This window comes from Massilia sp. FBCC-B171 (assembly GCF_059134155.1).
In genome coordinates this window covers 1154688-1179682 of record NZ_CP101443.1, presented here as the reverse complement: position 1 = coordinate 1179682, position 24995 = coordinate 1154688, and the positions used below count along the sequence as shown (strand labels likewise).

General features: G+C 57.4%; 28 protein-coding genes and 1 pseudogene. 10 read left to right on the top strand and 19 right to left on the bottom strand.

Annotated elements, in window-relative coordinates:
• The first annotated feature begins 274 nt into the window (after positions 1-274).
• The 5 genes from NMB41_RS05300 (at position 275) to NMB41_RS05280 (ending at position 7466) form a co-directional block, all read left to right on the top strand.
• Positions 275-1830 (top strand): IS3 family transposase gene (locus NMB41_RS05300; protein WP_494380432.1). Its coding sequence is split into 2 segments (ribosomal slippage): positions 275-737 and positions 737-1830, totalling 1557 coding nucleotides; the frame shifts between segments, so codons are not numbered across the junction.
• A 631-nt stretch (positions 1831-2461) separates the two neighbouring features.
• On the top strand, positions 2462-3583 hold the full coding sequence (locus NMB41_RS05295; RefSeq protein ID WP_494381431.1) for a hypothetical protein: 1122 nt from the start codon (positions 2462-2464) through the stop codon (positions 3581-3583).
• 597 nt (positions 3584-4180) lie between these two features.
• Positions 4181-5331 (top strand): IS3 family transposase gene (locus NMB41_RS05290; RefSeq protein WP_494381430.1). Its coding sequence is split into 2 segments (ribosomal slippage): positions 4181-4424 and positions 4424-5331, totalling 1152 coding nucleotides; the frame shifts between segments, so codons are not numbered across the junction.
• A protein-coding gene (locus NMB41_RS05285) for an IS3 family transposase (RefSeq protein ID WP_494381429.1) occupies positions 5294-6897 on the top strand; the annotation gives its coding sequence in 2 pieces (ribosomal slippage) (positions 5294-5804 and positions 5804-6897; 1605 coding nt in all). The genes NMB41_RS05290 and NMB41_RS05285 overlap by 38 nt, the downstream gene beginning before the upstream one ends.
• 260 nt (positions 6898-7157) lie before the next feature.
• Positions 7158-7466 carry a helix-turn-helix domain-containing protein gene (locus tag NMB41_RS05280; protein ID WP_494382795.1) on the top strand — a complete coding sequence of 103 codons (309 nt, stop codon included), beginning with the start codon at positions 7158-7160 and terminating at the stop codon, positions 7464-7466.
• A gap of 109 nt (positions 7467-7575) precedes the next feature.
• Here NMB41_RS05280 and NMB41_RS05275 read toward each other — a convergent pair whose 3' ends face one another.
• The 14 genes from NMB41_RS05275 to NMB41_RS05210 form a co-directional block, all read right to left on the bottom strand.
• The gene (locus NMB41_RS05275; protein WP_494381428.1) at positions 7576-8031 is read right to left on the bottom strand and encodes an Rv1289 family protein; all 456 of its coding nucleotides are present in this window, start codon (positions 8029-8031) and stop codon (positions 7576-7578) included.
• Positions 8032-8163: 132 nt separating this feature from the next.
• On the bottom strand, positions 8164-8607 hold the full coding sequence (locus tag NMB41_RS05270) for a hypothetical protein (protein ID WP_494381427.1): 444 nt from the start codon (positions 8605-8607) through the stop codon (positions 8164-8166).
• Positions 8608-8717: 110 nt separating this feature from the next.
• A complete protein-coding gene (locus tag NMB41_RS05265) occupies positions 8718-9254 on the bottom strand; it encodes a hypothetical protein (RefSeq protein ID WP_494381426.1) in 537 nt (178 codons plus the stop codon).
• Positions 9255-9574: 320 nt separating this feature from the next.
• Entirely contained in the window at positions 9575-9946 is a 372-nt protein-coding gene (locus NMB41_RS05260) for a hypothetical protein (protein ID WP_494381425.1), read from the bottom strand.
• Positions 9947-10528: 582 nt separating this feature from the next.
• A complete protein-coding gene (locus tag NMB41_RS05255; RefSeq protein WP_494381424.1) occupies positions 10529-10891 on the bottom strand; it encodes a hypothetical protein in 363 nt (120 codons plus the stop codon).
• 1420 nt (positions 10892-12311) lie between these two features.
• Complete coding sequence (locus NMB41_RS05250) at positions 12312-12866, bottom strand: hypothetical protein (protein ID WP_494381423.1); 555 nt, start codon at positions 12864-12866, stop codon at positions 12312-12314.
• Positions 12867-13159: 293 nt separating this feature from the next.
• Positions 13160-13402 carry a hypothetical protein gene (locus tag NMB41_RS05245; RefSeq protein WP_494381422.1) on the bottom strand — a complete coding sequence of 81 codons (243 nt, stop codon included), beginning with the start codon at positions 13400-13402 and terminating at the stop codon, positions 13160-13162.
• A 72-nt stretch (positions 13403-13474) separates the two neighbouring features.
• Positions 13475-13942 (bottom strand): hypothetical protein, encoded by a 468-nt coding sequence (locus tag NMB41_RS05240; RefSeq protein ID WP_494381421.1) that lies wholly within the window; start codon positions 13940-13942, stop codon positions 13475-13477.
• A gap of 29 nt (positions 13943-13971) precedes the next feature.
• Positions 13972-14394 carry a hypothetical protein gene (locus NMB41_RS05235; protein WP_494381420.1) on the bottom strand — a complete coding sequence of 141 codons (423 nt, stop codon included), beginning with the start codon at positions 14392-14394 and terminating at the stop codon, positions 13972-13974.
• Positions 14395-14423: 29 nt separating this feature from the next.
• On the bottom strand, positions 14424-14714 hold the full coding sequence (locus tag NMB41_RS05230; RefSeq protein ID WP_494381419.1) for a hypothetical protein: 291 nt from the start codon (positions 14712-14714) through the stop codon (positions 14424-14426).
• A gap of 60 nt (positions 14715-14774) precedes the next feature.
• Positions 14775-15260: a DUF1643 domain-containing protein gene (locus NMB41_RS05225; protein WP_494381418.1), complete on the bottom strand. Its 486-nt coding sequence runs from the start codon at positions 15258-15260 to the stop codon at positions 14775-14777.
• 27 nt (positions 15261-15287) lie between these two features.
• The gene (locus tag NMB41_RS05220; RefSeq protein WP_494381417.1) at positions 15288-15620 is read right to left on the bottom strand and encodes a hypothetical protein; all 333 of its coding nucleotides are present in this window, start codon (positions 15618-15620) and stop codon (positions 15288-15290) included.
• Between the two features lie 16 nt (positions 15621-15636).
• A complete protein-coding gene (locus NMB41_RS05215) occupies positions 15637-15858 on the bottom strand; it encodes a hypothetical protein (protein ID WP_494381416.1) in 222 nt (73 codons plus the stop codon).
• Between the two features lie 313 nt (positions 15859-16171).
• Entirely contained in the window at positions 16172-16312 is a 141-nt protein-coding gene (locus NMB41_RS05210; RefSeq protein ID WP_494381415.1) for a hypothetical protein, read from the bottom strand.
• 572 nt (positions 16313-16884) lie between these two features.
• Here NMB41_RS05210 and NMB41_RS05205 point away from each other — a divergent pair.
• From NMB41_RS05205 to NMB41_RS05190, 4 genes and pseudogenes are all read left to right on the top strand, one after another.
• Positions 16885-17094, top strand: a pseudogene (locus NMB41_RS05205) (JAB domain-containing protein); the annotation flags it as partial.
• A gap of 175 nt (positions 17095-17269) precedes the next feature.
• Complete coding sequence (gene rpmB, locus NMB41_RS05200; RefSeq protein WP_379784994.1) at positions 17270-17506, top strand: 50S ribosomal protein L28; 237 nt, start codon at positions 17270-17272, stop codon at positions 17504-17506.
• Between the two features lie 13 nt (positions 17507-17519).
• Positions 17520-17687, top strand: a complete 168-nt coding sequence (gene rpmG / locus NMB41_RS05195; RefSeq protein WP_056157216.1) for a 50S ribosomal protein L33 — start codon at positions 17520-17522, stop codon at positions 17685-17687.
• A 114-nt stretch (positions 17688-17801) separates the two neighbouring features.
• A complete protein-coding gene (locus NMB41_RS05190; RefSeq protein ID WP_494381414.1) occupies positions 17802-18875 on the top strand; it encodes a lysozyme inhibitor LprI family protein in 1074 nt (357 codons plus the stop codon).
• A 57-nt stretch (positions 18876-18932) separates the two neighbouring features.
• Here NMB41_RS05190 and NMB41_RS05185 read toward each other — a convergent pair whose 3' ends face one another.
• The 5 genes from NMB41_RS05185 to NMB41_RS05165 form a co-directional block, all read right to left on the bottom strand.
• Positions 18933-20141: a DesA family fatty acid desaturase gene (locus NMB41_RS05185; protein WP_494381413.1), complete on the bottom strand. Its 1209-nt coding sequence runs from the start codon at positions 20139-20141 to the stop codon at positions 18933-18935.
• 180 nt (positions 20142-20321) lie between these two features.
• Positions 20322-21590: a mechanosensitive ion channel family protein gene (locus NMB41_RS05180; protein ID WP_494381412.1), complete on the bottom strand. Its 1269-nt coding sequence runs from the start codon at positions 21588-21590 to the stop codon at positions 20322-20324.
• A 22-nt stretch (positions 21591-21612) separates the two neighbouring features.
• Positions 21613-22932: an RsmB/NOP family class I SAM-dependent RNA methyltransferase gene (locus tag NMB41_RS05175; RefSeq protein WP_494381411.1), complete on the bottom strand. Its 1320-nt coding sequence runs from the start codon at positions 22930-22932 to the stop codon at positions 21613-21615.
• 26 nt (positions 22933-22958) lie between these two features.
• The gene (gene purN / locus NMB41_RS05170; protein ID WP_494381410.1) at positions 22959-23591 is read right to left on the bottom strand and encodes a phosphoribosylglycinamide formyltransferase; all 633 of its coding nucleotides are present in this window, start codon (positions 23589-23591) and stop codon (positions 22959-22961) included.
• Positions 23592-23644: 53 nt separating this feature from the next.
• Positions 23645-24070, bottom strand: coding sequence for a barstar family protein (locus tag NMB41_RS05165; protein WP_494381409.1), 426 nt, complete (start codon positions 24068-24070; stop codon positions 23645-23647).
• Positions 24071-24439: 369 nt separating this feature from the next.
• Between NMB41_RS05165 and NMB41_RS05160 the strand changes: the two genes are divergently transcribed.
• Positions 24440-24952: a glycine zipper 2TM domain-containing protein gene (locus NMB41_RS05160; protein WP_494381408.1), complete on the top strand. Its 513-nt coding sequence runs from the start codon at positions 24440-24442 to the stop codon at positions 24950-24952.
• The last annotated feature ends 43 nt before the right edge of the window (positions 24953-24995 follow it).

Genomic DNA, 24995 nt, shown 5'->3' with positions numbered 1-24995 from the left:
TGTGAACGATTCGATCGGGGAGACTCTCCGAAAATCAATGCTAAGGGTGTAGTCCCTGCGGTAGCGCCCGTTCTCGTCGAATCCGGAGCTGCTCATCCTTTGCACGAAGCCGAAGTTCTGATCAGCATAGCCAGGGCCATACCCGTATGCACCTCGGGCATCGCTGATGCTGCCCGTGCCGAGCGTGAACCAGGAAGGTGTCCCCCGGTGTCAGAATAGTTGTCGCGTCACTTGATGAAGTAAAGCCATACCGGGGACGGGCAAGAGAGAGCGTGTGAAGCAGTATTCAGCAGAACGAAAAGAAGCGTTACTACGGCAGATGATGCCGCCCCAGAACCGGGTGGTGTCGGAACTGGCCCGTGAGAGTGGGATCACCGAGCAGACGCTTTATACTTGGCGCCGTCAACTTCGTAATCAAGGAACGCCGGTGCCAGGTAGTGGGAAAAATGCTGAGGAATGGACTTCGGAGGACAAGTTCGCGGTGGTGCTCGAAACAGCAGCGCTGAACGAAAGCGAGCTGTCGGAGTATTGCCGCCGCAAGGGGCTTTTCGCAGAGCAGATCGCCACGTGGCGGGCTGCGTGCATGGCGGCTAACGTGAACGTGGCGCAGCAGGTGCGCGGTCAGCAGACGCAATCGAAGGAAGACAAGAAACGCATCAAGCAGCTGGAGAGGGACTTGCAGCGCAAGGAGAAGGCCTTGGCCGAGGCGGCAGCGCTGCTGATCCTGCGAAAAAAAGCCCAGGCGATCTGGGGGGACAAAGAGGAAGACTGATCAGCGTCCCAGATCGCCTGTCGTGTGTTGCGTTGATCCGCGAAGCAGAGGCAGCAGGTAGTCGGTTGTCACCGGCTTGCCAGGAGCTCGGCATTACCCTGCGTACGTTTCAGCGGTGGGTGCGCGACGGCGACGCTGCTGTAGCTGCCGACAGCCGCCCGACGAGTGCGCGGCCAGAGCCTGCCCACAAGCTCAGTGAGGACGAACGGGCCGAGATTCTCGCTGTCGCCAACAGCGAGGAGTTCGCCAGCCTGCCGCCAAGCCAGATCGTACCGACGCTGGCCGATCGCGGCGTTTATATGGCATCGGAATCGAGTTTCTACCGCGTGTTGAAGGCGGCTTCGCAGCAGCAGCATCGCGGCAAGGCAAAGAAGCCAAGTGCTCGCGTGCTCACAAGCCATTGCGCCGTGGCGCCGAACCAGGTTTGGAGTTGGGATATCACGTGGCTGCCGGCCGCGATCAAGGGCAAGTACCACTACTGGTACATGGTGCTCGACATCTACAGCCGGAAAATCGTCGGTCACGAAGTCCATGAGGCGGAATCGGCAGAGTCGGCAGCGCGGCTGATGCGCCGGGCCAGCTTGGCCGAAGGCCTGGCGGGCCGGCCGCTGGTTCTGCACTCGGACAACGGCAGCGCAATGAAGGGTTCGACAATGCTGGCCACGTTGGAACAGTTAGGCGTTGCACCGTCGTTCAGCAGGCCCCGCGTGAGTAACGACAATGCGTTCGCCGAGTCGCTGTTCAGAACCTGCAAATATCGCCCGGATTACCCAAGTAAGCCGTTCCAGACGCTGGAGGACGCACGCGCATGGACGCAGAAATTCGTGCGCTGGTACAACCAGGATCATAAGCACAGCGGCCTGAAATTCGTGACGCCGGCACAGCGCCACGGTGGTCAAGCCGGAGCGATCCTGGAACATCGCGAACAAGTGTATCGACAGGCCAGAAGCCGCCATCCGCAGCGCTGGTCGCGGGGTGTCAGAAACTGGAATCTGGACGATCATGTCTGGTTGAATCCGGAACGGATTCGGCCAGAAGAATCAAAGCAGGTTGCGTGAGATGACGCGACAACTACGTTGACAAACACCGGTGTCGACCAAATGTTTTCATCAAAGAACGGAGCGAAGGGTATGCTCCCCGTAACAGGTGTGCTAATCCAGCCCGTACCAAACTGGAAGTACGGCCCCAATTCATCGCTTCCCCACTGTGGATTCGCGTCGTCAAATTCGATTGCGAACTTTCCGGTGATTGGTGTCACCGGGACCGTAGCCTTCGTCACGTAATCGAAAGCAGTGCTGATGTTCGTCTCGAATTCCACACGAATGGGGGTTGCTTGCGCAGCAACGGCAGTGAGACTGAAGGCGGCGCCCGCGAGAATCCGATTAATCATATAAGCCGTAGGAGAGATAGGTAGAACCGTCCGGGATGGGCAGTGTCAAGCGGATTATATATCGATACACAACAATTGTTGGTATTATCGCAATCTCCCGGCTGGCCGGACAGGCGAGTTGCGCATCAAGCTTTGCTTGCACCTAACTGGTACCCATTAGCAGGGCCGCCAGACGCGGTCGAGACTAATTACATGCTTGCAGCGACGCGTCGATAGCACTCCGGCGCCAGCGGCACGAGGAAGTCAACATCGCCACGAAATCTAATCACCGAACCCCGTTTGGACTCAAGAACGGGCGCATGTATGCACCGGCCGACGTCGAATCGGGCCTGGCGTGCGGCTGCACGTGTGTAGCGTGCGGCGCTGTCCTCATTGCGAAAAAGGGCGACAAGGTCTCATGGCACTTCGCGCACCACATCGCAACGGGCTCTGAGTCCTGTATCGAGTCTGCAATTCATGCGGCGGCCAAACAGATCCTGTTGGAAGCGAACTATCTCCGCACGCCAATGGTTGCCATTTCGGCTGAGAGGCGCCTGAAAACCGGTCTGCTCCATGCCAAGAGCATCATCCTCTCCCCCGACCGCGTTATCCGCTTCGATCATTCCTGCAGCGAGGTTTGGGAGGGGGCGGCCGGCGTGCGGCCTGACGTCGTCGGGTACCGCGGCGAGCGACGCATCCTGGTGGAGATGTACTTTACCCATGCGGTCGACCGAGAGAAGAGGAGGAAGCTCGAAGCCCTGGGAATGCCGGCGCTTGAAGTGAACCTGTCAGGCCTTGCCTCCGACACCGACCTGGAGACGATACGCCAGCGGGTGCTGGAGGACGTCTTTTTCAAGGACTGGCTGTTTTATCCAGGCGAAGCGAGCACCCGCGCGCAGCTTCAAGGCCAGGTCGACGCCGAGGCGGACGAAATAGACCGTCAGCATGACGAAGAGCTCGAATTGAAGAGGAGCCAGGCAGCTTCGAAGCGCGAGCGGATCCTGGCGGCGCATGCGGAGATTGAAGAAGCGAATGCCCGTTACCGCCGGCTCCCCACGGAGGAAAAGGAGCGACTGGTTCGAGAATCACTGGGCATCAGTGGTGCATGGCCGGACTTCTTGAGCGCCAACCCTAAACACCCCGCCATGATCGCGGAGCCCGATCACATTTGGCAGGGGGCCATCTTTGCACGGTTCCTCCGCGGCAAAGCGGTCCACCGTACATTTATTGAGGCCGATGTGATCGTTGAATGGGTCATCGGCAGGTTCAGTGTGGCCCGAAACGGCAAGAGCTTAGCGGCGGTCGCGGTACGAATGTTTCTTGTTCGCCTGCGCCTTTGCGGCTTCCTCGAAGACGCCCATAGCTCGGGTGGGGCAGCATATCAGGTCGTCTTCGATCAGCTGACTACGCCGCCGAAGCAGGCTCTCAGGCTGATCGACTAGCCGCTTTGCGGCTTATGGTCGGGTGGTCGTTGCAACCACGCTCGGGCATCTCGCGCTAACTCCTCAGGTATAGCGCCCGTCGTGGGCACAGCATCATCTTGAGGAGATCCACATGTTCGGCACATGGAAACGACCCGGTTAGCGACTCACAGCGCCTTAGGCCCGATACGTCGGGCCTTGTATATCAGCTTCATTTTTTGCTTTGACTCTTCTGGCGTTAGTCCTACTGTTTCACCAGCATCGGTGATGTAGACCGGATGCTCAACAGAATCCTCTTCGTACGAGCGAATTTCCAGAACTTTTGTCCAGCGCCATGTATAAACCTTGTCCCTTCGGAAAGGTTCTAGTAGGGAGATGTCAACGATTTTTGCGGTTCGGTTATTTTTGAAACGGAGGCAAAAATCTAGCACATCACGGCTATCCCAGAGGATTGAAGTCTGGTAAATCCAGCTACCCCCGGTGTCAGAATAGTTGTCGCGTCACTTGATGAAGTAAAGCCATACCGGGGACGGGCAAGAGAGAGCGTGTGAAGCAGTATGAATCGCCACGACTATCGTAGACACTCCTGAGCCATAATATCGGGCACAAGGAGAAGATATGAGCGGTAAGCGGTACACAGAAGAATTCAAGATTGCAGCGGTCAAGCAGGTGGCGCAGGGCGGTCACCCGGCGAGCGAAGTAGCGGCGCGGCTCGGGATCAGCATCCATAGCCTGTACGCCTGGACAAAGCGCTACGGCGTGCCCGAGGCGGAGCGCAAGGCTGTCGATGCTCAGTCAGACGAGATGCGGCGCCTGAAGGCCGAGCTCAAGCGCGTTACGGAGGAGCGTGACATATTGAAAAAGGCCGCGGTGTACTTTGCCAAGACGTCCGGGTAAGGTACACCTTAATTGCTCAGTTACAGGACCAATTCCCGGTGCGCCGGCTGTGCAAAGTGCTTGAGGTGCATCCGAGCGGTTTCTATGCCTGGCGCCTTAACCCTGAAAGCAAACGAGCCAAAGAAGACAAGCGCCTCCTGGTTCCCATCAAGGAGTCCTGGCTGGAAAGCGGCAGCGTGTACGGCTACCGCAAAGTCAGCGACGATCTGCGCGAGCTCGGTGAACAATGCGGCGTCAATCGTGTCCACCGACTCATGAGGTCGGCCGGGATTCGTTCACAAACCGGCTACGCCAAGCGCAAATACAAGCGCGGCGGTGCGCCTTCGCTGGTGGCGCCCAATCATCTTCAGCGTCAATTTGACGTGCAGGAACCCAACCGCGTCTGGGTGACGGACATTACGTACATCCGTACCTACGAGGGCTGGCTCTATCTGGCCGTTGTACTGGACCTGTTTTCGCGTCAGGTGGTCGGCTGGTCGATGAGTTCACGCATCGATCGCGAGCTGGCGATGAATGCGCTCTTGATGGCGCTCTGGCGGCGGCAACCCAAGAATACGGTGATGGTACATTCCGATCAGGGCAGCCAATTCAGCAGCTACGACTGGCGCGACTTTCTGGACCAGCACAATCTGCAGCAAAGCATGAGCCGACGCGGGAACTGTCACGATAACGCCGTTGCCGAGAGCTTCTTCCAGCTCTTGAAACGGGAGCGAATCCGACGCAAAACTTACGGCACCCGGCAAGATGCAAGGACGGATGTCTTCGATTACATCGAGATGTTTTACAATCCGAAGCGCCGGCACAGCTTCAGCAATAATTTGTCGCCGGTCGAGTATGAAAAGCAGTATTTCAAGCGGCTCGCGAGTGTCTAGTAAACTCGTGGCGATTCAGTATTCAGCAGAACGAAAAGAAGCGTTACTACGGCAGATGATGCCGCCCCAGAACCGGGTGGTGTCGGAACTGGCCCGTGAGAGTGGGATCACCGAGCAGACGCTTTATACTTGGCGCCGTCAACTTCGTAATCAAGGAACGCCGGTGCCAGGTAGTGGGAAAAATGCTGAGGAATGGACTTCGGAGGACAAGTTCGCGGTGGTGCTCGAAACAGCAGCGCTGAACGAAAGCGAGCTGTCGGAGTATTGCCGCCGCAAGGGGCTTTTCGCAGAGCAGATCGCCACGTGGCGGGCTGCGTGCATGGCGGCTAACGTGAACGTGGCGCAGCAGGTGCGCGGTCAGCAGACGCAATCGAAGGAAGACAAGAAACGCATCAAGCAGCTGGAGAGGGACTTGCAGCGCAAGGAGAAGGCCTTGGCCGAGGCGGCAGCGCTGCTGATCCTGCGAAAAAAAGCCCAGGCGATCTGGGGGGACAAAGAGGAAGACTGATCAGCGTCCCAGATCGCCTGTCGTGTGTTGCGTTGATCCGCGAAGCAGAGGCAGCAGGTAGTCGGTTGTCACCGGCTTGCCAGGAGCTCGGCATTACCCTGCGTACGTTTCAGCGGTGGGTGCGCGACGGCGACGCTGCTGTAGCTGCCGACAGCCGCCCGACGAGTGCGCGGCCAGAGCCTGCCCACAAGCTCAGTGAGGACGAACGGGCCGAGATTCTCGCTGTCGCCAACAGCGAGGAGTTCGCCAGCCTGCCGCCAAGCCAGATCGTACCGACGCTGGCCGATCGCGGCGTTTATATGGCATCGGAATCGAGTTTCTACCGCGTGTTGAAGGCGGCTTCGCAGCAGCAGCATCGCGGCAAGGCAAAGAAGCCAAGTGCTCGCGTGCTCACAAGCCATTGCGCCGTGGCGCCGAACCAGGTTTGGAGTTGGGATATCACGTGGCTGCCGGCCGCGATCAAGGGCAAGTACCACTACTGGTACATGGTGCTCGACATCTACAGCCGGAAAATCGTCGGTCACGAAGTCCATGAGGCGGAATCGGCAGAGTCGGCAGCGCGGCTGATGCGCCGGGCCAGCTTGGCCGAAGGCCTGGCGGGCCGGCCGCTGGTTCTGCACTCGGACAACGGCAGCGCAATGAAGGGTTCGACAATGCTGGCCACGTTGGAACAGTTAGGCGTTGCACCGTCCTTCAGCAGGCCCCGCGTGAGTAACGACAATGCGTTCGCCGAGTCGCTGTTCAGAACCTGCAAATATCGCCCGGATTACCCAAGTAAGCCGTTCCAGACGCTGGAGGACGCACGCGCATGGACGCAGAAATTTGTGCGCTGGTACAACCAGGATCATAAGCACAGCGGCCTGAAATTCGTGACGCCGGCACAGCGCCACGGTGGTCAAGCCGGAGCGATCCTGGAACATCGCGAACAAGTGTATCGACAGGCCAGAAGCCGCCATCCGCAGCGCTGGTCGCGGGGTGTCAGAAACTGGAATCTGGACGATCATGTCTGGTTGAATCCGGAACGGATTCGGCCAGAAGAATCAAAGCAGGTTGCGTGAGATGACGCGACAACTACGTTGACAAACACCGGCTACGTCCCTCCTTCTGGCCGTAGTTGACGAAGACATACAACATTCCCAAAGTGAGGGTTGCGGTTCGCCAGGTCACAAATCCAGGGTCCATCGAGAACATCGCTGCCTCATCCGCCGCATACGTCGTGATCATCTGCTTCTCCAGAATTCGACGATGAACACTATAGATTGTAGCCCTAAAGTGTTCGTCATGAGTACATCGTACCTTTTGTGCGGAGGTACTTGTGATGTTGCTCAAACGTTTCGGAGCTGGATTGCAGAAAGCACGGAAGAGTCGTCAACTGACTCAAGAAGACTTCTCAGTTGTGTCCAGTAGAACCTATCTCAGCAGCTTGGAACGTGGGATCAAAGCGCCTACGATTACAAAGATCGATGAAATCGCGAAGGTAATCGGTGTACATCCTCTCTCGCTGTTCGCGTACGCATACCTTCCCTCTAGCTCGGCAGAGCGCGAACAATTTTGGGCAGCAATTGCCGCAGAGGTAGACTCGTTTGACTACGATACCGCCCCAACTGCTGTAGACAAAGCACGTTGACGATTCATCAAGACAGCTGTTGAGATCAGCAACCTGTTTGTGACCGTTGCGAACAGGTCTGCTTCCGACCCAGGCCGGACATCTCGCAGTGAAACGATAGCCAATAGTGTCAAGCCATGAGATCGCCACACGTTGCAAAGTTCTCTGGCGCATGTGCTACCGCCTTCGCAAGGTTCAACACCCATGTACCAGGCAGCGTTAGCGGTACCCCCCCGATGAAGTCCGATACTAACCTCTCATCAACCATCCTAGCCTCAGAAAAAATAATCTCTTCTGGCATCTTCCCCTCGTGAAGCAATGTGCAGCGGAGTTGCTTGTAAAGCACTTGGTCGAAGGAGATTGGGGACGAAGAATCTGCATTCAATATCACAGTTATTCCTGGGCTGGCCATTGCATCGCTTCCGTATAGGATCGTTGGCGTGACTTCTTTGATGAATGCGCGAAACGCCTCACCGTCCTTCTTGTTTGGGTACCGGCTTCTAGATGTGGCGGCAGCCGCGATCAACACTTGAATCCAAGCCCCGGTCATGCGTCCGTTATCCAAAAGTAACTTAGCGTCGATCAATCGATCTCGTATCGTCATGCGTATCCGATCTTCCCAACGTTAAGAGGAGCACCTTGCGCCCCTACGCCCGCTTTTGGCCGTTTGCGGACCTACCGGGCGCATCTGCTTCCGACCCAAAGCGAACCCGCTTGCCTAGACGTTTACAAACTTATCGAACTGAAAGCTCAACCACCATTGCTCTTCATAGTCGGACACCATGCCGACCGATTTCGTTGACCATCTTTGCTTATGTCGATCGAAGACGCTCAGGTATCTAAAGTTCGGCGATCCATCTTCATGAAAGTCACTGTGCGCGATGGTGATCTGCTTCTGCCGCCAGCCAAATGCATTGGGAATTGCAGGCCATTCGCACGTCGCTTGTGCAATGCGTGTCCATACGGTGCGGCTGTCTGGTAGCAACTCCCACGTGCGCCCACCATTATCGGAATGGTAGAGACGCAACGCCTCGCACTTTAGCCACTCCTGGTCATTCAGCTTACAAATTTTTTCGTCGCGTCGAGGCATCACACCCTCTGAGGTGAGCACACATTTTTGAACAGTTTCAGATACTGATGAATGACGATTTTTCTCAACCAAATGATGAGTTTGTCTTTCCGTGCACTGTCCGCTTCTGGCCGATAATGGACGTCGGCTCAGTGTACGAGGTTGTTGCTACCTGAGCAAATAAGAGGTTTTGTTAGGCGTTCTTAGTTTGTCGCGTCATCTTCGTCATTCAATGACGGCCGCCCGTCTTGCCGGTCCTTATGTACTTTGAATGCTCCGGCCATCAAAAGAACCAGGCCACGGGCAGTTCCGGTATCGCCGTCGCGCATGAGCTCGGACGCATGGTCAAGAATATTTGCGACATACTCAGGGTCACGTGCGTTTGCGATGAAATCTTCTGCAAGCTCGTCGTCCGGTGGTTCTCTTACTACTTCCAAGTCGCCAATTTGCTGCTCGACCTTCACGAGCCGATCGGGCCAATACACCACCTTGTCGAAGTTCGGCGCAACCTCAACCTCGATTCCGTATTGTGTCGCGACCATTGGGTGCACTTCGGTGAGGACGTCGCCGTTCTTGTCCTTGTACTCGATCAGCGCAAAGCAAACCACCGCGGCGTCCCTATCTTCCTTTCTCTCACCCTCATCAGGGTTGTAACGAGCTACCCAACCAACTGCCGGGGTAGTCTGTACAACGCGATAGTGCAGGATCTGGTCGCCTTGGTTCTTCTTCAGCTCACTCATGTATTTTTCCTAACCATAAGAAGCGAAGCTCTTACCGCCGCGATCCAATTTTGAGAGCGTCTTCTGCACATCCAACGTCTCGGCGTCAGATTCGATTTCGTTAAGGTTTTGAAGACTGTAATGTTGGGCGTGACGTGCCAAGGCGCGTGCACCATCTCGCCCTCCGGTCAGTCGCCCTTGGGCGTGCCCCATCTTAAAGACCGCATACGTCCAGACTAGAAAAACGATAACGCCTATTGCTTCCATATTTGATGCTCAAAAGTGTCGGCGTCCGGCCGACTACCGGGCGTTCTAAACGCAGGTTTCCGAGAGTTCGTCACTTAGTCGGGGTCCCGCAAACCTGCACGCACTTCAGCTTGATCCATGCCCTTCGGCGACAGCGAATCATCATCAGCAGGATGGCCAATCTCTTCCCTTATATTTTCGTATTCGATTGCGTCCAGTTGAGGATCGTCGGCGTCGAGCTCGCCGTCCGGATCATCGTTCAACTCATCCTCCAGGTCACTGAACCAATCGTAAAACTCTTCCGAGTTGGTGAACACTTTGGTTGGAGCGGACTCTGGCCCAAGTGCCACGTCGAATCCACCATCTATCAGTGCAACGATGCTATTGCTAAAGGTCTCAGCATTTCCTACTTCAGAAAGCGAGTCACTTAGTACCTCTTGCGAGATAAAGATTACAGGCTGCGTCATTTGATTTTCCTCGTTCGCCGGCACCGTGCCGACTCTCTCAATGCACCCGGCCCGTCATGCGGGCCGTGGATGCTGCTGTGCGGTTTTCCTGTCTAAACTATCCACGACGGTTTGTTGGCATGCAGGAGCAAATCTGGCTTCAACATGTCTGCTACCGCCCCACACCGGTCCCGAGTTGCGCGGTGCAAGTCGTTCATTGCACGAGTAGCTGTAGCGGTGTCCCCGCACGAATCTTTCATGGACTGCCAGAGTTCGTATCGAACCTTAGTCTGATTGCCATCGTCGAGCAATCTCTGCATTGCCTCATGCGCCGCTTTCGAGAAGTAAAACTCACTCAGCAGAACTAAATCCGCGAACTTCCACAGTTCGTCATCGGGGAAGCTTGGCCCCCTGGTGGTTAAGATGGCTCGGAACTCCAGGAGCCCTTTGTATATTCTCAGGCGCTCGTTGTGTATCGCGATTTCGTTAGCACGCTGTGCCGCCTTCCCCGCCCAGCGCGCATATAGCGCAGAGCCAGCTGAAGCGCATAGTGCAAGCACTGCGATGACGTCCGAAGTTCCCATTTTTCCTATTTTCCGCTTCTTACTTAGACTGTGCTTTCGACGCGTCTAGTTTGCCCTTTTGGCGTCGACGCAAATCCCAAACGAGAGTGCCAAAAACAAGGGCCGCCGACGTCGCAGTCGCAAGCAGGACGATCTGTGACCATATGTGGTCGAAATCGGCCAAGTTCGATTTGGCAAAGTAGTCCGCAATTTCCTCATCGTTGTAACCTGCCTGCTTCGCGCCCTGCAAGTCGAAAGCCTTCTTCTTGGCTACAGCACTGATATGGCTGCGTATGTATGCAGCATTCGTCGGATATAACTCAGTCACGACGACACGAGAGGCTGCCAGCGTGAAGACCGCCAGCGAAAGGGCTGCCAGAAATACGGCGAATAGTTTCTTCATTTTTACGCTAGGTATGCTGTTTTCCTAGGTTTCTCTAAGGACGCAAGTCATGAACACAATCGCATTAAAAATTCTGCGGACCTTCCGTCCCAAATGCATCCCGTCAATTCAAATTACGCAGTCGATAAAACATGGCTAATTCCATAGTATTTATCATGCTATAGGGGTGTGCATGTCCCAATTACTAGGTAGGTTGAGTTTGTTTCGCTCTTTCGTCCAGGTTTTATCGGTCCGCCAAATGCATAACCGTGCATATACGATTCCACGTAATTTTTTGAATCTGAATCGAACATTACGTTGCCTTCTCTAAGCTGGCATTGAAGCACTCCGTACCCAAACATCTGCCCACAAAACGTCGATTCCTTGCTCTGGAGATCAATCCACTCCCATCCGTCCGCTTTTTTCTTTAACAACCTCTTTTCAGATTTCGCGTCGAAGTTAGTGGGTTCCCAACTCTTGGTTGCAGACTTGTATTGAAAGCCGCTGGCTTTATCCGGTATGCATACGTAAGAATTCTGTGCGAATGCACCGTTCGTTGTCAGGGCGAGAAAAGCCGAGAAAAAAACCTTAGTGAAGAACTGCCATCTCATATTGTTTATACTGAACCTAAGTGCGTTCACGTGTTTTCCGATTTAGTTTCGCTTAATCGGCATAGAACCAAGAATCGATTCTCCGCCAGTTGTCTCGTGCAGCGATTCCATCAATCCGGCGACAGCCTCCGGTTGACCGGCGACTGCCCAGGTCGTGTGACCACAATCACACATCCCGGCGAACGCTCCGTCGATCCCGAGCATTCCACGAACGTCCATCGTATGGATATCCGAAATCTCGGCCTTGCAGTTATTGCAGACAATCGTCTCAGGCTTGATCGCCTCGACTCGTGCTACAGCTTGTGCAGCACGTACTTCTCTACTTCCGCGTTGCCTCGCCTGTCCCATATCGTCATCTTCTTCACGGCTACCGGCCGAGTGCGGGCGCCGTCAGGCGCAGGTTTTCCTTGCTCAGTTGGCCGGCTCGATGACCGCATCAAAATGCGGCGCCAAGTCGTCCGGCGAACACATGCTCAGTATGCATCCTATGAGCATTTCTACTGTCGGCCGGCCCAGCTTCTCCAGGTAGATCATCGCGCCGGCGCATGCTTTCGTGAGCGCTGGCGTCGTAGCTCCTTTCGTCATCCGAGTTGCCACCAAGGCGGCTCTTGTGGACGATCTTATGGCAGTGGAAGGTCGAACGATCACCGGATACCAGCGTCTCCAGGATCCTATCCCGGCGGCCGGGTGCAAGCTCAATCGCACCCACTTTCAGGAACGGGCAGTCGCATAAGGCCGGCGGAGCTTGAACAGTTTTTCGTACGGAGCGCCCGTCGGTGTCTTCTCTCTGATGCGTGCCGAGGGAGACGGGTCGCGAAAACCCAGTGTTTTCAAACGCTAAAGGCCGAGTTGACGGCGGGAGGCACCCATCTTTTTACCTTATATCCTTGCTCCACTCGATACGTTAAGTAGATCGACCTAAAGCATCCGAGGTTATTTAGCTTTGATGCGCGCCACTGCTCCTGGATCATGTTTAGTGTCTGGTCGTCAAAGAAGGGGTTATGGATCGAGACCAGCAAATATCCAGGGCCAAAGGAGTCGCGAAATTCTTCATAGGATTTTTTTTGAAGCTTTGCCTGCACGTTAGAGACGAATCGCTCGGCAAACTGTTCATCTGGCCCTACGATAAGCGTCCCAGAGATCGAATGGTGCGGTTCACCCTCTGTAACGAACGAGTTTAAGTCTCTAGCAAAATCTTCGTTCAAAAAAACCGTGACTACCTCCACCCACCGTGTAGTCAGCCCCGACTTTATTATTGCTTCTGGCGGGTCTGGCTCAGAAATCACCACAAAGTCCGACCGATGTCTAGCATTAAGCGCTTTTAATAGCAACCCTACTTGGAAGCGCTCGTGGTCCCGTTTGACATGGTGGCGCTGATTCGTCATGTTTCACTCTGCATCATCGTTTTACTCGCTTCGAATCCTGTGCCCGAAGTGCCTCCAACTTATCGCGCATTAAGCCTGCGAGAGTGGTGCTTTGCTCAACGTACTTAGGTAGATCTTCAGGGGCGATGAGCCCTTTTCCTTTTACCATTTCCAGCATGAGCGCAGAAGCATACTGGTCAATGTATTCCGATCGAAATTTATCCACATATCCCATTCATATCACAGACCAGGCACCACGCCCGAATCTCTCAGTGCCTCAGCCGCGTCGAGCGCGGCTTGGGTAATGCTGGGAGTTACGGGCTAAGAGGTTTCAGTCCGATGTAAAGCTCCAGGCCTGCTGCGACGTTCTCAAACAACGCCGCGGCGTGCGGATTCGATTTCTTCATGCCTTCTGCTTTCGCTCGCATACCGTCGATGACCGCCTGAGAATTAGCAGTGGAAGTGGGCGACGAAGAATACAGCTCGCGGAAAAATTCAATACTGGACAGGCCTTGACGTACCAACTCGAAGTTCGGATCGAAACCTTGGATACTCATCGAATGCCTTTCAATTTCATGGTCCCGGCTACCGGCCGGTGGCGGGGCGCCCACCGGCACCAGGTTATTTTCCTATCGGCAGACCGCAACTAACTTTTGGAGCGCGGAAACCTGAGCGGATAGGGCAACGGCTTGTGCTGCCAGCCCTGCAGTCCTAATGCCTCCGGTGACACGTTCAATATTTTTAGCGCTTTGATCCATCATTGCGACTACGATGTCCGCCTTGTTTTGGAAAACGTCAGCTACAAGTTTACGATCATTGCTGTCGCGCATTCGTGCGTGAATAAAGGTCATATCGAAGAACCAGTCGGCATTCCCGGTAATCGAATGGGTCGCCCGGGTAATCTCAATTATTTTGTTTAGTTCGGGATTTGATTCGGTCAATGACCGTTCCATAGCTTTACGGGCTGCTCGAACCTTCATAGATGCTTCGTCCACCTCCTGCGGCTTGATATCTGAGGGCAAGCATGCCCCAAAGGCAGCGGTCTGAGACATAAGTCCCGCATATACGAGAACGAGAGCTATAACCTTTTTCGTCATTGTTTTCCTAGACTGTATGCTCGTTCGCCTTAGCGGCAGTATTTGAGGTTGGATTGCTTCGAGCACGAATAACTACTTGCCAGCGGTTTCATGGGATAAGCACACATGCGGCCAGCATCGCTTCCGGTGACCCGATTGCGTGCATCGAAAAATACTTCGATGCGTGAGCAGCCAGGATTGTCCCAGGTCAGAACGTATTCGATCTCCGGCCCGCGGTCGATATCGTTAGCCTTCAGCTTTCCCGGCGCAATGACGTTCGAGGGCGCACCGAGCGTACTAATGACTGCCTTCCGCGTCCAGCCCATGCCAATAGCGTCGACCTTTCTTGACAATGCAGTGACCCCGCTGCGACTCGCCGCCATGCCTGTCTGTGGCTGCGCTGCAAACGATAAGTCCGCACTGGTGATGGTTGCTGTGAAAAATGCTAATGCCGCGATCGCTTTGAAGTTCATGTTCGTTTTCCTATCTCTTAGCCGCAGAGCTATTTCGAAGATATGAACTTGTCCATATATTCTGTGTTGACGTACTTCCTTCCGGCCTCGTCTTCGAAAACTGTTCTCGGCGCGAACGTCCTCCCACTTGCTTCTAATAGCTCCCTCAGCTGAAGTATTTCGCCTTTGACTTCGACTGTGAAGGACGGTCTACTGTAGACCTTCTCGGTCCTTCCTGTGCTGAGAGGAATATGGTCGGTGACGATGCGCAGCTCATCGACCGTCAGACGGTTCCCATCTTCTCCATAGACGAGGTGGCTTTTGGTCAGTCTTGTTGTCATTTTCCCTCCGCCTTAAATGTCCCACTTGGCGCGCAGCTGCGCAATCCGTTGGGTTTTCCTTCACCTTTTCCATTCAGTCAGCGGCGTGGAGTACGCGAGCGTCAACGGATGCAACGGATCGCCACTGGTTGTAAAACCCAAAGTCAGCACGGGCTTTCCCGATGCCAGCAGTCGATCACGGAGGTCGTCAAGTCGCGCACGTAGGCGCTGCGGCAACTTCGTTCGCCTCCCCCAGCATGGAACGAGGATCTCGGCATCAGCAATGATCTGCGCGAGGTGGACATCGTTCTCGGGGCCGACCGGATCGGCAACAGATGCCAATGTCGTGACGTCTGTGGCACGGTACGCGAAGGCGTTGCCAACGATGAAGCCCCGGCCGCCATTGGCTTTGGTGAACCCAATCCACTTCCGCACCGTGTGGTCATCCTCGGTAGCAGTAGCGGTCGACCCGTTCACGCCAAAATACGCGAACACTGGGCCGCTGGGTTGAACGTCCCTTTCGAGTCGGTATCGGTACGTCCCACAACTGCTGATAATCGCGCTCATGATCTTTTCCTTAGCGAACCAACCACGTCAGCCTGACAGCGCTGTGACCGAAAACTTCTGACCAGGAGCAATTCGATCAGCGGCCAAGCCATAGATACAGTTGAACCGCGGATGCCCGTAAAGTTGGAGGTCTACGAGGCCGATCGACTCAAGAAACTCATACACCTTTCGCATCTCGCTGCTCCCATCACCATCGATCGCACGGTAGACCGTCTTCTGTCCATTGGATTCGGCAATGATTCCAACACGCAGCGTCGGGCCGCCATAGTCGTGCGGGTCAGGCGACCAGTGCGAAAGCCAATCAGCAATTTGCAGATCAAATTCGGGTGCAGGAAAAGTAGTGTCCAGGTGTGTCTTCAATTTGTATTCCTTCTCCTTACTTCTTCTTCCCAAAATGCTTGGACGTGTCGTTCGCCAACTTGTCTTTGCCAGTCAGCATTTCATAGAGCTTCCACACTCCCCAAGCTCCGGCTACGGTAGAAAAGGTGTACTGAGCAGGACGCACCTCCTCGAACAACGGTAGCCACATGGGAAAGAACCAGCCGAGCGCGACGGCCATCATAGTTCCAAGTACGTGTGCTACTACGGCAAGCTTCATACCTCTATTCATGTCTTTTCCTCACGCCGGCGCCGGCCGGATCGGGGCGCCGCGCGGGCGCCGGGTTTTCCTTGATGACTTTCGCGCGCGAAAGCCGGGTTTTTCCCGTTTGCCGGCCCTGCACCGGCTCTCCACGCACCATGCCCGTCGTGCGGGCCGCTAATGCTGCTGTGCGCGGATTCCCCGAGCGCAGCCCGCAGCGTGTTCCAATGAAGCAATTTTATAGCTAAGGGACATTTGGGTCCACGAGAAGTTGACGATTTTTCAGTTTTCGCTAGAACCAAAAGTGAAGAGCACACGTCCGTTGATGCTTTCAAAGGACATCTGCGAACATCTGCTCGAGTCGCTGCGGAGACAAGTGAAGGTATGGGCGCACATGGTCCAGCTCAGTGTGTCCGAGCAGCAGCTGGACGGTTTCCACGGCCGCTCCTTGCTGGACTAGCCTGGACGCCATCGTGCGTCTGCCGCTGTGCGAAGACCACCCCGTATGCCGGCGTCCCTGTACAGCTTCGTGACGTGTGATTGCAAGCTGTCGCACGCTAGGTAATCGACTGGCTCACCGGCCCAGTTCACCCGGCGCTTTATGTTGAGATGAAATTTGTAACCCTTGTGCGTCAGGATCAGCTTGCTCGTTGGCTCAAGGCCTCGATAGCGAATTGGACGAGGAACGTTGTGAAAACGGGGCAAAAAGCAAAATCGACGAAGGAACTAGGCTCACGGAGGGGAGAGGCTGCAGCAATCCAAGGTCGAACTGACCAGGCTGTACGCACAGCCGGGCAAACGGGTGCAGTCCAAATGGGAAATCTGGTTGCGGTTCTTGTTGCGCCTGCTCAACTCTTCACGGAAAGTTTGGCTTGATCGCCTAGAGACCCTTTACGGTAACTTCGGCAGGCTTATCGAACAGTTCCGAGACTGGCAAACGGGGGAGTCGATAGCGCCGTTTCTCGTTGGGGGATGGGTGATTTAGGAAGTTCAGCCGCTTGGGAATTGGGAGACTCGGATAAAGGTTCACCGAACATATGAAGCAAGGTCGTCATGGCCGCCCTGCGCCGCAATGCCTCGGGCGTGATGCTGGCACATAACCATCCGTCGGGCATGGCAGAACCAAGCGAGGCCGACCTGAAACTCACGCGCGCCCTGACCCAGGCCCTGGCCCTGATCGACGTGCGCGTGCTCGACCATTTTGTGGTGGCCGGAACACAGGTGCATTCCTTCGCCGAGCATGGGCAACTCTAGCGGCAATGTTCAATTAACTGCGTCAAAACAAGGCGCTAACCTTGATTTTACAATTGTTAAATTTATGCCGACGAGTATGACACAATTGTTTTCTGCAAGTGATTGATTCCGTGATGGTTTTCACGCTATACTCTCGTTTTTCCGAATTCGGAAGTTTATCTTTAAGGAGTGCGCTATGGCACGTGTCTGCCAAGTTACTGGCAAGGGTCCGATGGTTGGCAACAACGTCTCCCACGCAAACAACAAAACGAAACGCCGTTTCCTGCCTAACCTGCAGAATCGTCGCATCTACGTCGAATCCGAAAACCGCTGGGTCTCGCTGCGTTTGTCCAACGCCGGCCTGCGCGTCATCGACAAGCTGGGCATCGACGCAGTTCTGGTCGACATGCGCGCTCGTGGCGAAAAAGTCTAATTAGGGAGCTATCATGGCAAAAACTGGCCGCGACAAAATCAAGCTGGAATCGACCGCAGGTACTGGTCACTTCTACACCACCACCAAAAACAAGCGCACGATGCCGGCGAAGATGGAAATCATCAAGTTCGACCCAAAGGCACGTAAGCACGTTGCATACAAGGAAACCAAGATCAAGTAATCGATCCTGGACTTGTTCAAGAAAAGCCGCCCACGCAAGTGCGCGGCTTTTTTGCTTTATACGCCGGATTGTGACAATTGGTGATTTTTTGACAAGCACCGGCGCGTATGATGAATGGGTTTCGAACCCGACAATACCCTTCCCATGTCGCGCCGCCCACATCTCCTGCGCTCTGCTGCCCTGGCCGCTTCCTTGCTGTGGACATGCAATTCGGGTGCCGCCCAGGCAGATCCGCCCCTGTACCCGAATACCGAGGGCTTCGGCGTGCCGTTTGACAAGGGTGAAGACTGGCATCGGCATTGCATGCGCGCCGCGCGCCTTGCGCCGCCACCGGCGCCGGTCAAACCGGCGATGCGATGCGATGCGACCAGCCTCTACTACCTGAAGCGCGACCAGGCAAGCACCTCGCCCGCCGAGTGGCGCCAGGTGCAGGCCTGCGCCGAGGCGAACGGCAACGATGCCGTCCTGATGATGCTAAGCGCCAACGGCTATGGCGCACCGCGCGACCTCGAGCGCGCCATCTACCACGCCTGCAAGCTCGATACCGCCAAGGCCGAGATGGAAGGCCGCGTCGCCTACCTCGCCTCCCCTGCCGCCGCCACCGATGGCCAGCCCTTCGACCTGTGCGACCACATCACGAGCGGCCGCATGGGCGGCGTGTGCAGCGCGATCAGCGAAGAACGCGACGACCGGGTGCGCGGCGCACGCCTGGAGCGCTTCGCGGCAAGTTTGCCGGCGCCGGCACGCCAGCCCTTCGCGCGCTTGCGCCAGGCAGCCGAAGCATTTGCGGCGAAGTCGGTCGACGAGGTGGACATGAGCGGGACCGGCGGCGCCGGGTTCGCATCCCGGCACGCCGGACGGCGCGACGAGGAATTCATGGAAACCTTGCTGAAGGCGGCCAGCGGCAAGCTCCCGCGCGCCAGTGCGCAGGAACTGGCGCAGCTCGACCGCCAGTTGAATGTCCACTACCAGAAAGTAATGCGCATCCCATCCGAGCAGGAAAACCATCCGGAGCGCATCCGCTATTCCACCGTCGAGCGCGAAGCCGTGCGCAGCACCGAACGCGTCTGGCTCGCCTATCGCGACGCCTGGCGGCCTTTTCTTGCTGCCGCGGGCCTGCGGTCTGATCCGATCTCGGTCCAGGCCATGCTGACGCGCCAGCGGATCGCGCAACTCAGGCGGATCTGAACGCCCATGAAAAAAGGCTCCCGTGGGAGCCTTTCTTATTAAACAAGCTATGCCGCGTTACGCGTAGCTGCGCAGGCGCAGTGAAAATTCCTGCAGCGACTTGATGCCCGACGCCTCGGCGCGTGCGCACCAGTCCTGCAACTGCTGCAGCAGCTGGTCGCGGGTCGAGTGCGAACGCTCCCAGATGGCGCCCAGTTCCACGCGCATCTGGTGCATCGTTTCCAGCGCCTTGCTGTGCTTGAAGAGCTCGATCAGTTGCTCTTTTTGCGACAGCTCCAGCTTGCCCGGCTCGCGCTGCAGCAGCTTGCGCGACGACTTCAGGAAACGCTTTTCCAGCAAGGCCTTGTCTTTCAGGTGTTCCAGTTCTTCGTGGAAGGCCAGTTTCACCGACTTGGCATACTTTGCCATCACGTCGTAGCGGTTGGTGATGACCGACTGCAGCGTGTCGTGGTCGGCAATCTGCTTGTTCTTGGCGAACTTCGGCTCCGGCGCGACTTTCTTCACCTTCGCCAGGCCCATCATCTCGAGGGCGCGGATATAGCCCCAGCCCATGTCGATCTCGTACCACTTGCTCGACAGCTTGGCCGAGGTGGCGTGGGTATGGTGGTTGTTGTGCAACTCTTCGCCGCCGATCAGGATGCCAAACGGGAAGATGTTGGTGGCCGCATCGGCGCAATCGTAATTGCGGTAGCCCCACCAGTGGCCCAGGCCATTGATGATGCCGGCCGCGGTGATCGGAATCCACATCATCTGGACTGCCCAGACCGTGATGCCGATGATGCCGAACAGCGCGACGTTAATCACGAGCAGCGCGGAGACACCGGCGATGCTGTGCTTGCTGTACACGTTGCGCTCGAGCCAGTCGTCCGGGGTGCCATGGCCATACTTGGCCAGGGTTTCCGCGTTCTTGCTCTCGACGCGATACAGTTCGGCGCCTTCGAGCAGCACTTTTTTGATGCCGCGCGTGACCGGGCTGTGCGGATCTTCCTCGGTATCGCACTTCGCGTGGTGCTTGCGGTGGATCGCCGCCCACTCTTTCGTGATCTGCGCGGTGGTCAGCCACAGCCAGAAGCGGAAGAAATGGCTCGGGATCGCGTGCAGTTCGAGCGCGCGGTGGGCCTGGTGGCGGTGCAGGTAGATGGTGACGCTGGCGATCGTGATGTGGGTCACGATCAGGGTATACAGAACGACTTCCCAGCCGGACAGGCCGACGATGCCGGTATTCAGGAATTCGAGTACCGAATGCAGGATGTTGCTAAAGCTCATTAAGGCTCCAAGAGTAATTGCTGTCTGTGCATGCCGTCTTTTCTGGGAGAGGGTCATCAAGGGCGGTCAGGGACCGGGCCGCCACCCGCATTCTACGCACTTCTCGTGACGCACGGCACGATGGACGCAGTAAATTGCGTCACAGCGCGCAATGTGCGACACATTCATGCCAAGTGTGCATCAAACTGGGAGAGGCTGGGCCGGCAAGCCCAATCGGATGGCGCCGGAATGCACCAGCGCATAGATATTCTTGTTCACGGCGGAGATCACGCTTCCCGTCCCCTTTTCCGCGTCAACGACCGAAAAGCCCAGTTCCAGCTCGTAGCCGGTGGGTCCGAAGGCGTTCAGCTGGACCGTCGGCGCCGGGTCCTCGACCACGCGCTCGACACCGTCGGCCTGGCGCACCAGCAGCGCCATCACTTCGTCGAGGTTGCTGTCGTAGGCCACCGTCAGGCGCGTGGTGAGGCGCACGGCCTTGTTGGTCGCGGCCTGGTTGAGTACCACGCCGGTGATTAGCATTTCGTTCGGCAGCAGGGTTTGCGTGCCGTCAAGCGCGTGCAGCACCGTCGTGCGCGTGTTGATGCGCGTGACGCGGCCGGAATACTTGTCGACCGTGATCGGGTCGCCGATCGACAGGCTGCGTTCGAGCAGGATGATGAAGCCGGAGACATAGTTACTGGCGATACGCTGCATGCCCAGACCGAGACCGACGCCCAGCGCCCCGCCGAAGACCGAGAGGACGGTGAGATCGAGCCCGACCAGGCGCAGGCTGACCAGCACCGAAATCAGAATCAGGAGCGCACGGCTCATGCGTGCCAGTACCACCCGCGACGAGGTGTGCAGGCCTTCCAGGCCCATCAGCCGGTCGTCGAGCGCGGCGCCCGCCCACAGGGCCAGCATCATCAGGACCACGACCGACACCAGGCCCTGCAGGATATCGAGCAGCGAGGGTCGTGCCTTCCCGATGGGCAGGACCTTGTGGTCGAGGAAGTCGATCAGGTCGGGCCACATGCCGGTCAGGTAGAGCGCAACGCCCACCCAGACGATCAGCGCCAGGATTTTTTCGAAGGTTTGCAGCGCCGTGCCGATCTGCCCGTGGCGCGCGAACACGCGCCGCAGCAGGTAGAACACGATGCGGATCAGCGCCATCGAGGTGAACAGCGGCAGCGCCACGCTCAGCAGGTGAACGCTTTGCTGGCGTGCCAGGAAGACCTTGGCGCCCCAGACCAGGGCCGCGATCAGGAGCGGCGCCAGTACCCGGCCGAAACCCTCCACGCCGATGCGCTGCAGGGCGTTGCGCGATTCGTCTTCGTGCAGCCAGCTGCGCCGAATGAAGCGCGACAGGAGCAGGCCGATGACGACCGCGCCGATGATGGCCAGGGCCTGCCACAGGATGCGTGGATTGTTGATGTCCTCTAATAAATCCTGCAACAGGTCGGTCAATGGCATCTTGGCGCGGTTCCTTTAAGGTTTACTCTTCTTCGACAACTGCGTCGTCCGCCTCGACCGCCTCGGCCTTCGGCTTTTTCGGCGCCATCGGCTTACGCTCCAGCACGGCGGCGAAGAAGCCGTCGGTCTGGTGCTTGTGCGGCAAGAGCTTCAGGTACTGGTCCATCTCGAGTTCAATCTTCTGCTCGGCCAGCACTTTGCTCATCGGCACCAGATCGAAATCCGGGTGCGAAGCAAGGAATTGCTCGACGATGAATTCGTTCTCTTCGTTCAAGAGCGAGCAGGTGGCGTACACCAGGCGCCCGCCGCCCTTGAGCAGGCGCGCGGCGCCGTCCAGGATCGAGGCCTGCTTTTCCTGCATCTCGGCCACGGCCGACTCAGGCTGGCGCCATTTGACGTCCGGATTGCGGCGCAGGGTGCCGAGGCCCGAGCACGGCGCGTCGACCAGCACGCGGTCGATCTTGCCGGCCAGGCGCTTGATCTTGGCATCGCGTTCGTGCGCGATCAGGACCGGGTGCACGTTCGACAGGCCGCTGCGCGCGAGGCGCGGCTTGAGCTTCGAGAGACGCTTTTCAGACACGTCGAAGGCGTACAGGCGACCGGTGTTGCGCATCGTCGCGCCCAGGGCCAGCGTCTTGCCGCCGGCGCCGGCGCAAAAGTCGACCACCATCTCGCCGCGGCGCGCGGCCAGTATCTGGGCCAGCACCTGGCTGCCCTCGTCCTGCACCTCGATCGCGCCATCCTTGAACAGCGGCAGGTTCTGCAGCGTCGGCTTCTTCATCACGCGCAGGCCCAGCGGCGAATACGGAGTCGCCACGGCAACGATCGGCGCCTCGGCCAGGGTCGCGATGACGTCGTCGCGGTTCGCCTTGATCGAATTGACGCGCAAATCGAGCGGCGCCGGCGTGTTCAGCACGGCCGCCAGTTCTTTCGCTTCTGCCTCGCCATACTGGGCGACCAGCTTGTCGTACAGCCACTGCGGCATGTTCGCCTGCGCCAGCGGCGGCAGCAGCTTGCGGTCGATTTCCTTGATACGGGTGAGGAATTCGGTTTCTTCCTCGGTCAAGCCGCTGAGCGACTCGATCCCGGCCGTTTCCGCCAGGCCCATCAGGGCCAGGCGGCGCATCGACGGCGTGCCGCCGCTGCCGCCGAAATCGGTGAAGAAGGTCTTATTGCGCAGAACGGCATACACCGCTTCGGCGACGACGCCGCGCTCGCGCGAACCGAGACGCTGGTGGTCCTTGAAATAACGCGACAGGGTGACGTCGGCCGGGGCCGTAAAGCGCAAGATCTCGCGCAGTACCTCTTCGGTACTGCCGAGAATTGCTGGTGGCAATCTCATGAAAATCCTTGATGAATACTATTGACTTAATGACTGGTGGTGTCAGCGAGGCGCGCGTCCAGAACGCGTACCACGCCATGTTCAATACTGAGCCTGTCTTCGACGAACAGGCGCACGGCATAGGGGTAGAGCTTGTGTTCCTCGACCAGCACCCGTGCCGCCAGGCTCTCGTCGGTGTCGCCCGGCAGGACGTCGACCGTGGCCTGCGCCACGACCGGACCGTGATCGAGCTCGGCGGTGACGAAATGCACCGTCGCGCCATGCTGGCGCACACCGGCGTCGAGCGCCTGGCGGTGCGTTGCCAGGCCCGGGAATGCCGGCAGCAGCGACGGGTGGATGTTCAGCATGCGTCCCGCGTAATGTTCCACGAAGGCGCAGGTCAATATCCGCATGAAACCGGCCAGCACGACCAGGTCGGGGCTGAAACGGTCGATTTCCTGCTGCAGGGCGGCGTCGAATTCGTCACGGCTGGCAAACGCCTTGCTCGGCACGACGGCGGTCGGGATGCCATGTTTTTGCGCGAAAGCCAATCCCGCTGCATCGGGCCGGTTACTGATCACTGCCGCGACCCGCGCCGGCCACCTTTCCGACTGCGCCGCACGGATAACCGCTTCCATGTTGCTGCCGCGGCCGGAAATGAGGATGACGATATTTTTCATGGCGCGCATTGTACCGCAAGGCCCCGGGGCTCACTGCCGCCGGGCGCTGCTGGTTATGGCTGGCGCGGCGCCGTCAGGTCGACTTCGAAGGAGTAAAAAACGCGGAACGGGACTTTCTTTTCGGCCCAGAATTCGGCCGCGTCGCGGAAGACGTCGAGCAGGGTCTCGCGCGCTTCCTTGTCGAATTTCTGGGTGTTCGGCAGCTGCTCCAGCACGACGAGAAAACCAGGCTGGGCGCCGGCTTCCGCCAGGGTAGTGGTCAGGCAGTTGCGCAGGGCGTCGAAATTCTTGCTGCAGGGCTTGGAAAAATAAAAGTTCTCGCCGATGCGGGCGCACACCTGTTGCTTGGTCAGCGTGTTCGCGCAATGCGCGTACAGGAAATGGTGCCCCAGTCGCGCCGCCTCTTCCTGCAGTTCCGGCACACGGTAGGCGCGAATGGACTGCACAAGATTGGACGGCACTCGCATCAACATACTCATTTTTCCCTCAAGTCGACTTGGTGGGTGGTTCGAATCGCCGGGGCCGTTCACCATGCCTGCCCGGGCGGCAACGCTGTTCTCCTAAATCGTTTCCACGCGCCAATAACCCTTAGCGTGTAAGGGTAACGTTTTGTGGTAGCCGAAGCAACCCGAATGTGCCCTTCAGACCTAAATTCGAAAGAAAGCGCCGCTTTTCGGGCAATATTGGGCCTGTTTTGCGCGTTTTTCCATTCTGGATGCGTCTGTTGGAGATCTGCACGGCTGTTACATTTTGTTGCCACACAGATTGTCGCGCATGCCGCAGCGGGCTTAACATACAGGGGTGGACGTACATCCTTTCTAACCAGCTGCACCAATGACGAGGTTCTGATGAACATGCAAACCAAACTGATGATTTCCGCGCTGGGACTGTGCGCACTGCCGCTCGCCCAGGCTGCCGAATTCGAAGACTTCGGCCGCGTGGTGCGCGTACAGCCGCGTGTCGAGCAGATCCGCACGCCACGCCAGGAATGCCGCACCGACTACCAGCAGGTACCGGTCCAGCAGCAGCGCGGCGCGGGCGGCTCGATCGTCGGCGGCATTGCCGGCGCCCTGCTCGGCAACCAGATCGGTGGCGGCAACGGCAGAGTCGCAGCCACCGCCGCCGGTGCGATCGCCGGCGCCGTGGTCGGTGACCGTGTCGAAAACAATGGCCGCCAGGACTACAACGGCGTGCAGGAACAAGCCGTGCGCCAGTGCCGTACCGTCGACGCCTTCGAATCGCGCACCACCGGCTACGACGTGACCTACGAATACCGCGGCCAGAACCACACCGCCTTCATGCAGCGCGATCCGGGCAACCGTATTCCCCTGCGTGTATCGGTCGAACCGGCACAGTACTGATTGCTATTGGCGCGGAGAAGCACCTCCTTCTCCGCACCGAGCT

What these genes read in the sequence shown, in the direction of transcription:
- NMB41_RS05295 (WP_494381431.1), top strand. Translation starts at nt 2,462, where the DNA reads ATGTATGCACCGGCCGACGTCGAATCGGGCCTGGCGTGCGGCTGCACG.
- NMB41_RS05280 (WP_494382795.1), top strand. Translation starts at nt 7,158, where the DNA reads ATGTTGCTCAAACGTTTCGGAGCTGGATTGCAGAAAGCACGGAAGAGT.
- NMB41_RS05265 (WP_494381426.1), bottom strand. Translation starts at nt 9,254, where the DNA reads ATGAGTGAGCTGAAGAAGAACCAAGGCGACCAGATCCTGCACTATCGC.
- NMB41_RS05260 (WP_494381425.1), bottom strand. Translation starts at nt 9,946, where the DNA reads ATGACGCAGCCTGTAATCTTTATCTCGCAAGAGGTACTAAGTGACTCG.
- NMB41_RS05255 (WP_494381424.1), bottom strand. Translation starts at nt 10,891, where the DNA reads ATGAAGAAACTATTCGCCGTATTTCTGGCAGCCCTTTCGCTGGCGGTC.
- NMB41_RS05250 (WP_494381423.1), bottom strand. Translation starts at nt 12,866, where the DNA reads ATGACGAATCAGCGCCACCATGTCAAACGGGACCACGAGCGCTTCCAA.
- NMB41_RS05245 (WP_494381422.1), bottom strand. Translation starts at nt 13,402, where the DNA reads ATGAGTATCCAAGGTTTCGATCCGAACTTCGAGTTGGTACGTCAAGGC.
- NMB41_RS05240 (WP_494381421.1), bottom strand. Translation starts at nt 13,942, where the DNA reads ATGACGAAAAAGGTTATAGCTCTCGTTCTCGTATATGCGGGACTTATG.
- NMB41_RS05235 (WP_494381420.1), bottom strand. Translation starts at nt 14,394, where the DNA reads ATGAACTTCAAAGCGATCGCGGCATTAGCATTTTTCACAGCAACCATC.
- NMB41_RS05230 (WP_494381419.1), bottom strand. Translation starts at nt 14,714, where the DNA reads ATGACAACAAGACTGACCAAAAGCCACCTCGTCTATGGAGAAGATGGG.
- NMB41_RS05225 (WP_494381418.1), bottom strand. Translation starts at nt 15,260, where the DNA reads ATGAGCGCGATTATCAGCAGTTGTGGGACGTACCGATACCGACTCGAA.
- NMB41_RS05215 (WP_494381416.1), bottom strand. Translation starts at nt 15,858, where the DNA reads ATGAAGCTTGCCGTAGTAGCACACGTACTTGGAACTATGATGGCCGTC.
- NMB41_RS05210 (WP_494381415.1), bottom strand. Translation starts at nt 16,312, where the DNA reads ATGGCGTCCAGGCTAGTCCAGCAAGGAGCGGCCGTGGAAACCGTCCAG.
- rpmB (WP_379784994.1), top strand. Translation starts at nt 17,270, where the DNA reads ATGGCACGTGTCTGCCAAGTTACTGGCAAGGGTCCGATGGTTGGCAAC.
- rpmG (WP_056157216.1), top strand. Translation starts at nt 17,520, where the DNA reads ATGGCAAAAACTGGCCGCGACAAAATCAAGCTGGAATCGACCGCAGGT.
- NMB41_RS05190 (WP_494381414.1), top strand. Translation starts at nt 17,802, where the DNA reads ATGGGTTTCGAACCCGACAATACCCTTCCCATGTCGCGCCGCCCACAT.
- NMB41_RS05185 (WP_494381413.1), bottom strand. Translation starts at nt 20,141, where the DNA reads ATGAGCTTTAGCAACATCCTGCATTCGGTACTCGAATTCCTGAATACC.
- NMB41_RS05180 (WP_494381412.1), bottom strand. Translation starts at nt 21,590, where the DNA reads ATGCCATTGACCGACCTGTTGCAGGATTTATTAGAGGACATCAACAAT.
- NMB41_RS05175 (WP_494381411.1), bottom strand. Translation starts at nt 22,932, where the DNA reads ATGAGATTGCCACCAGCAATTCTCGGCAGTACCGAAGAGGTACTGCGC.
- purN (WP_494381410.1), bottom strand. Translation starts at nt 23,591, where the DNA reads ATGAAAAATATCGTCATCCTCATTTCCGGCCGCGGCAGCAACATGGAA.
- NMB41_RS05165 (WP_494381409.1), bottom strand. Translation starts at nt 24,070, where the DNA reads ATGAGTATGTTGATGCGAGTGCCGTCCAATCTTGTGCAGTCCATTCGC.
- NMB41_RS05160 (WP_494381408.1), top strand. Translation starts at nt 24,440, where the DNA reads ATGAACATGCAAACCAAACTGATGATTTCCGCGCTGGGACTGTGCGCA.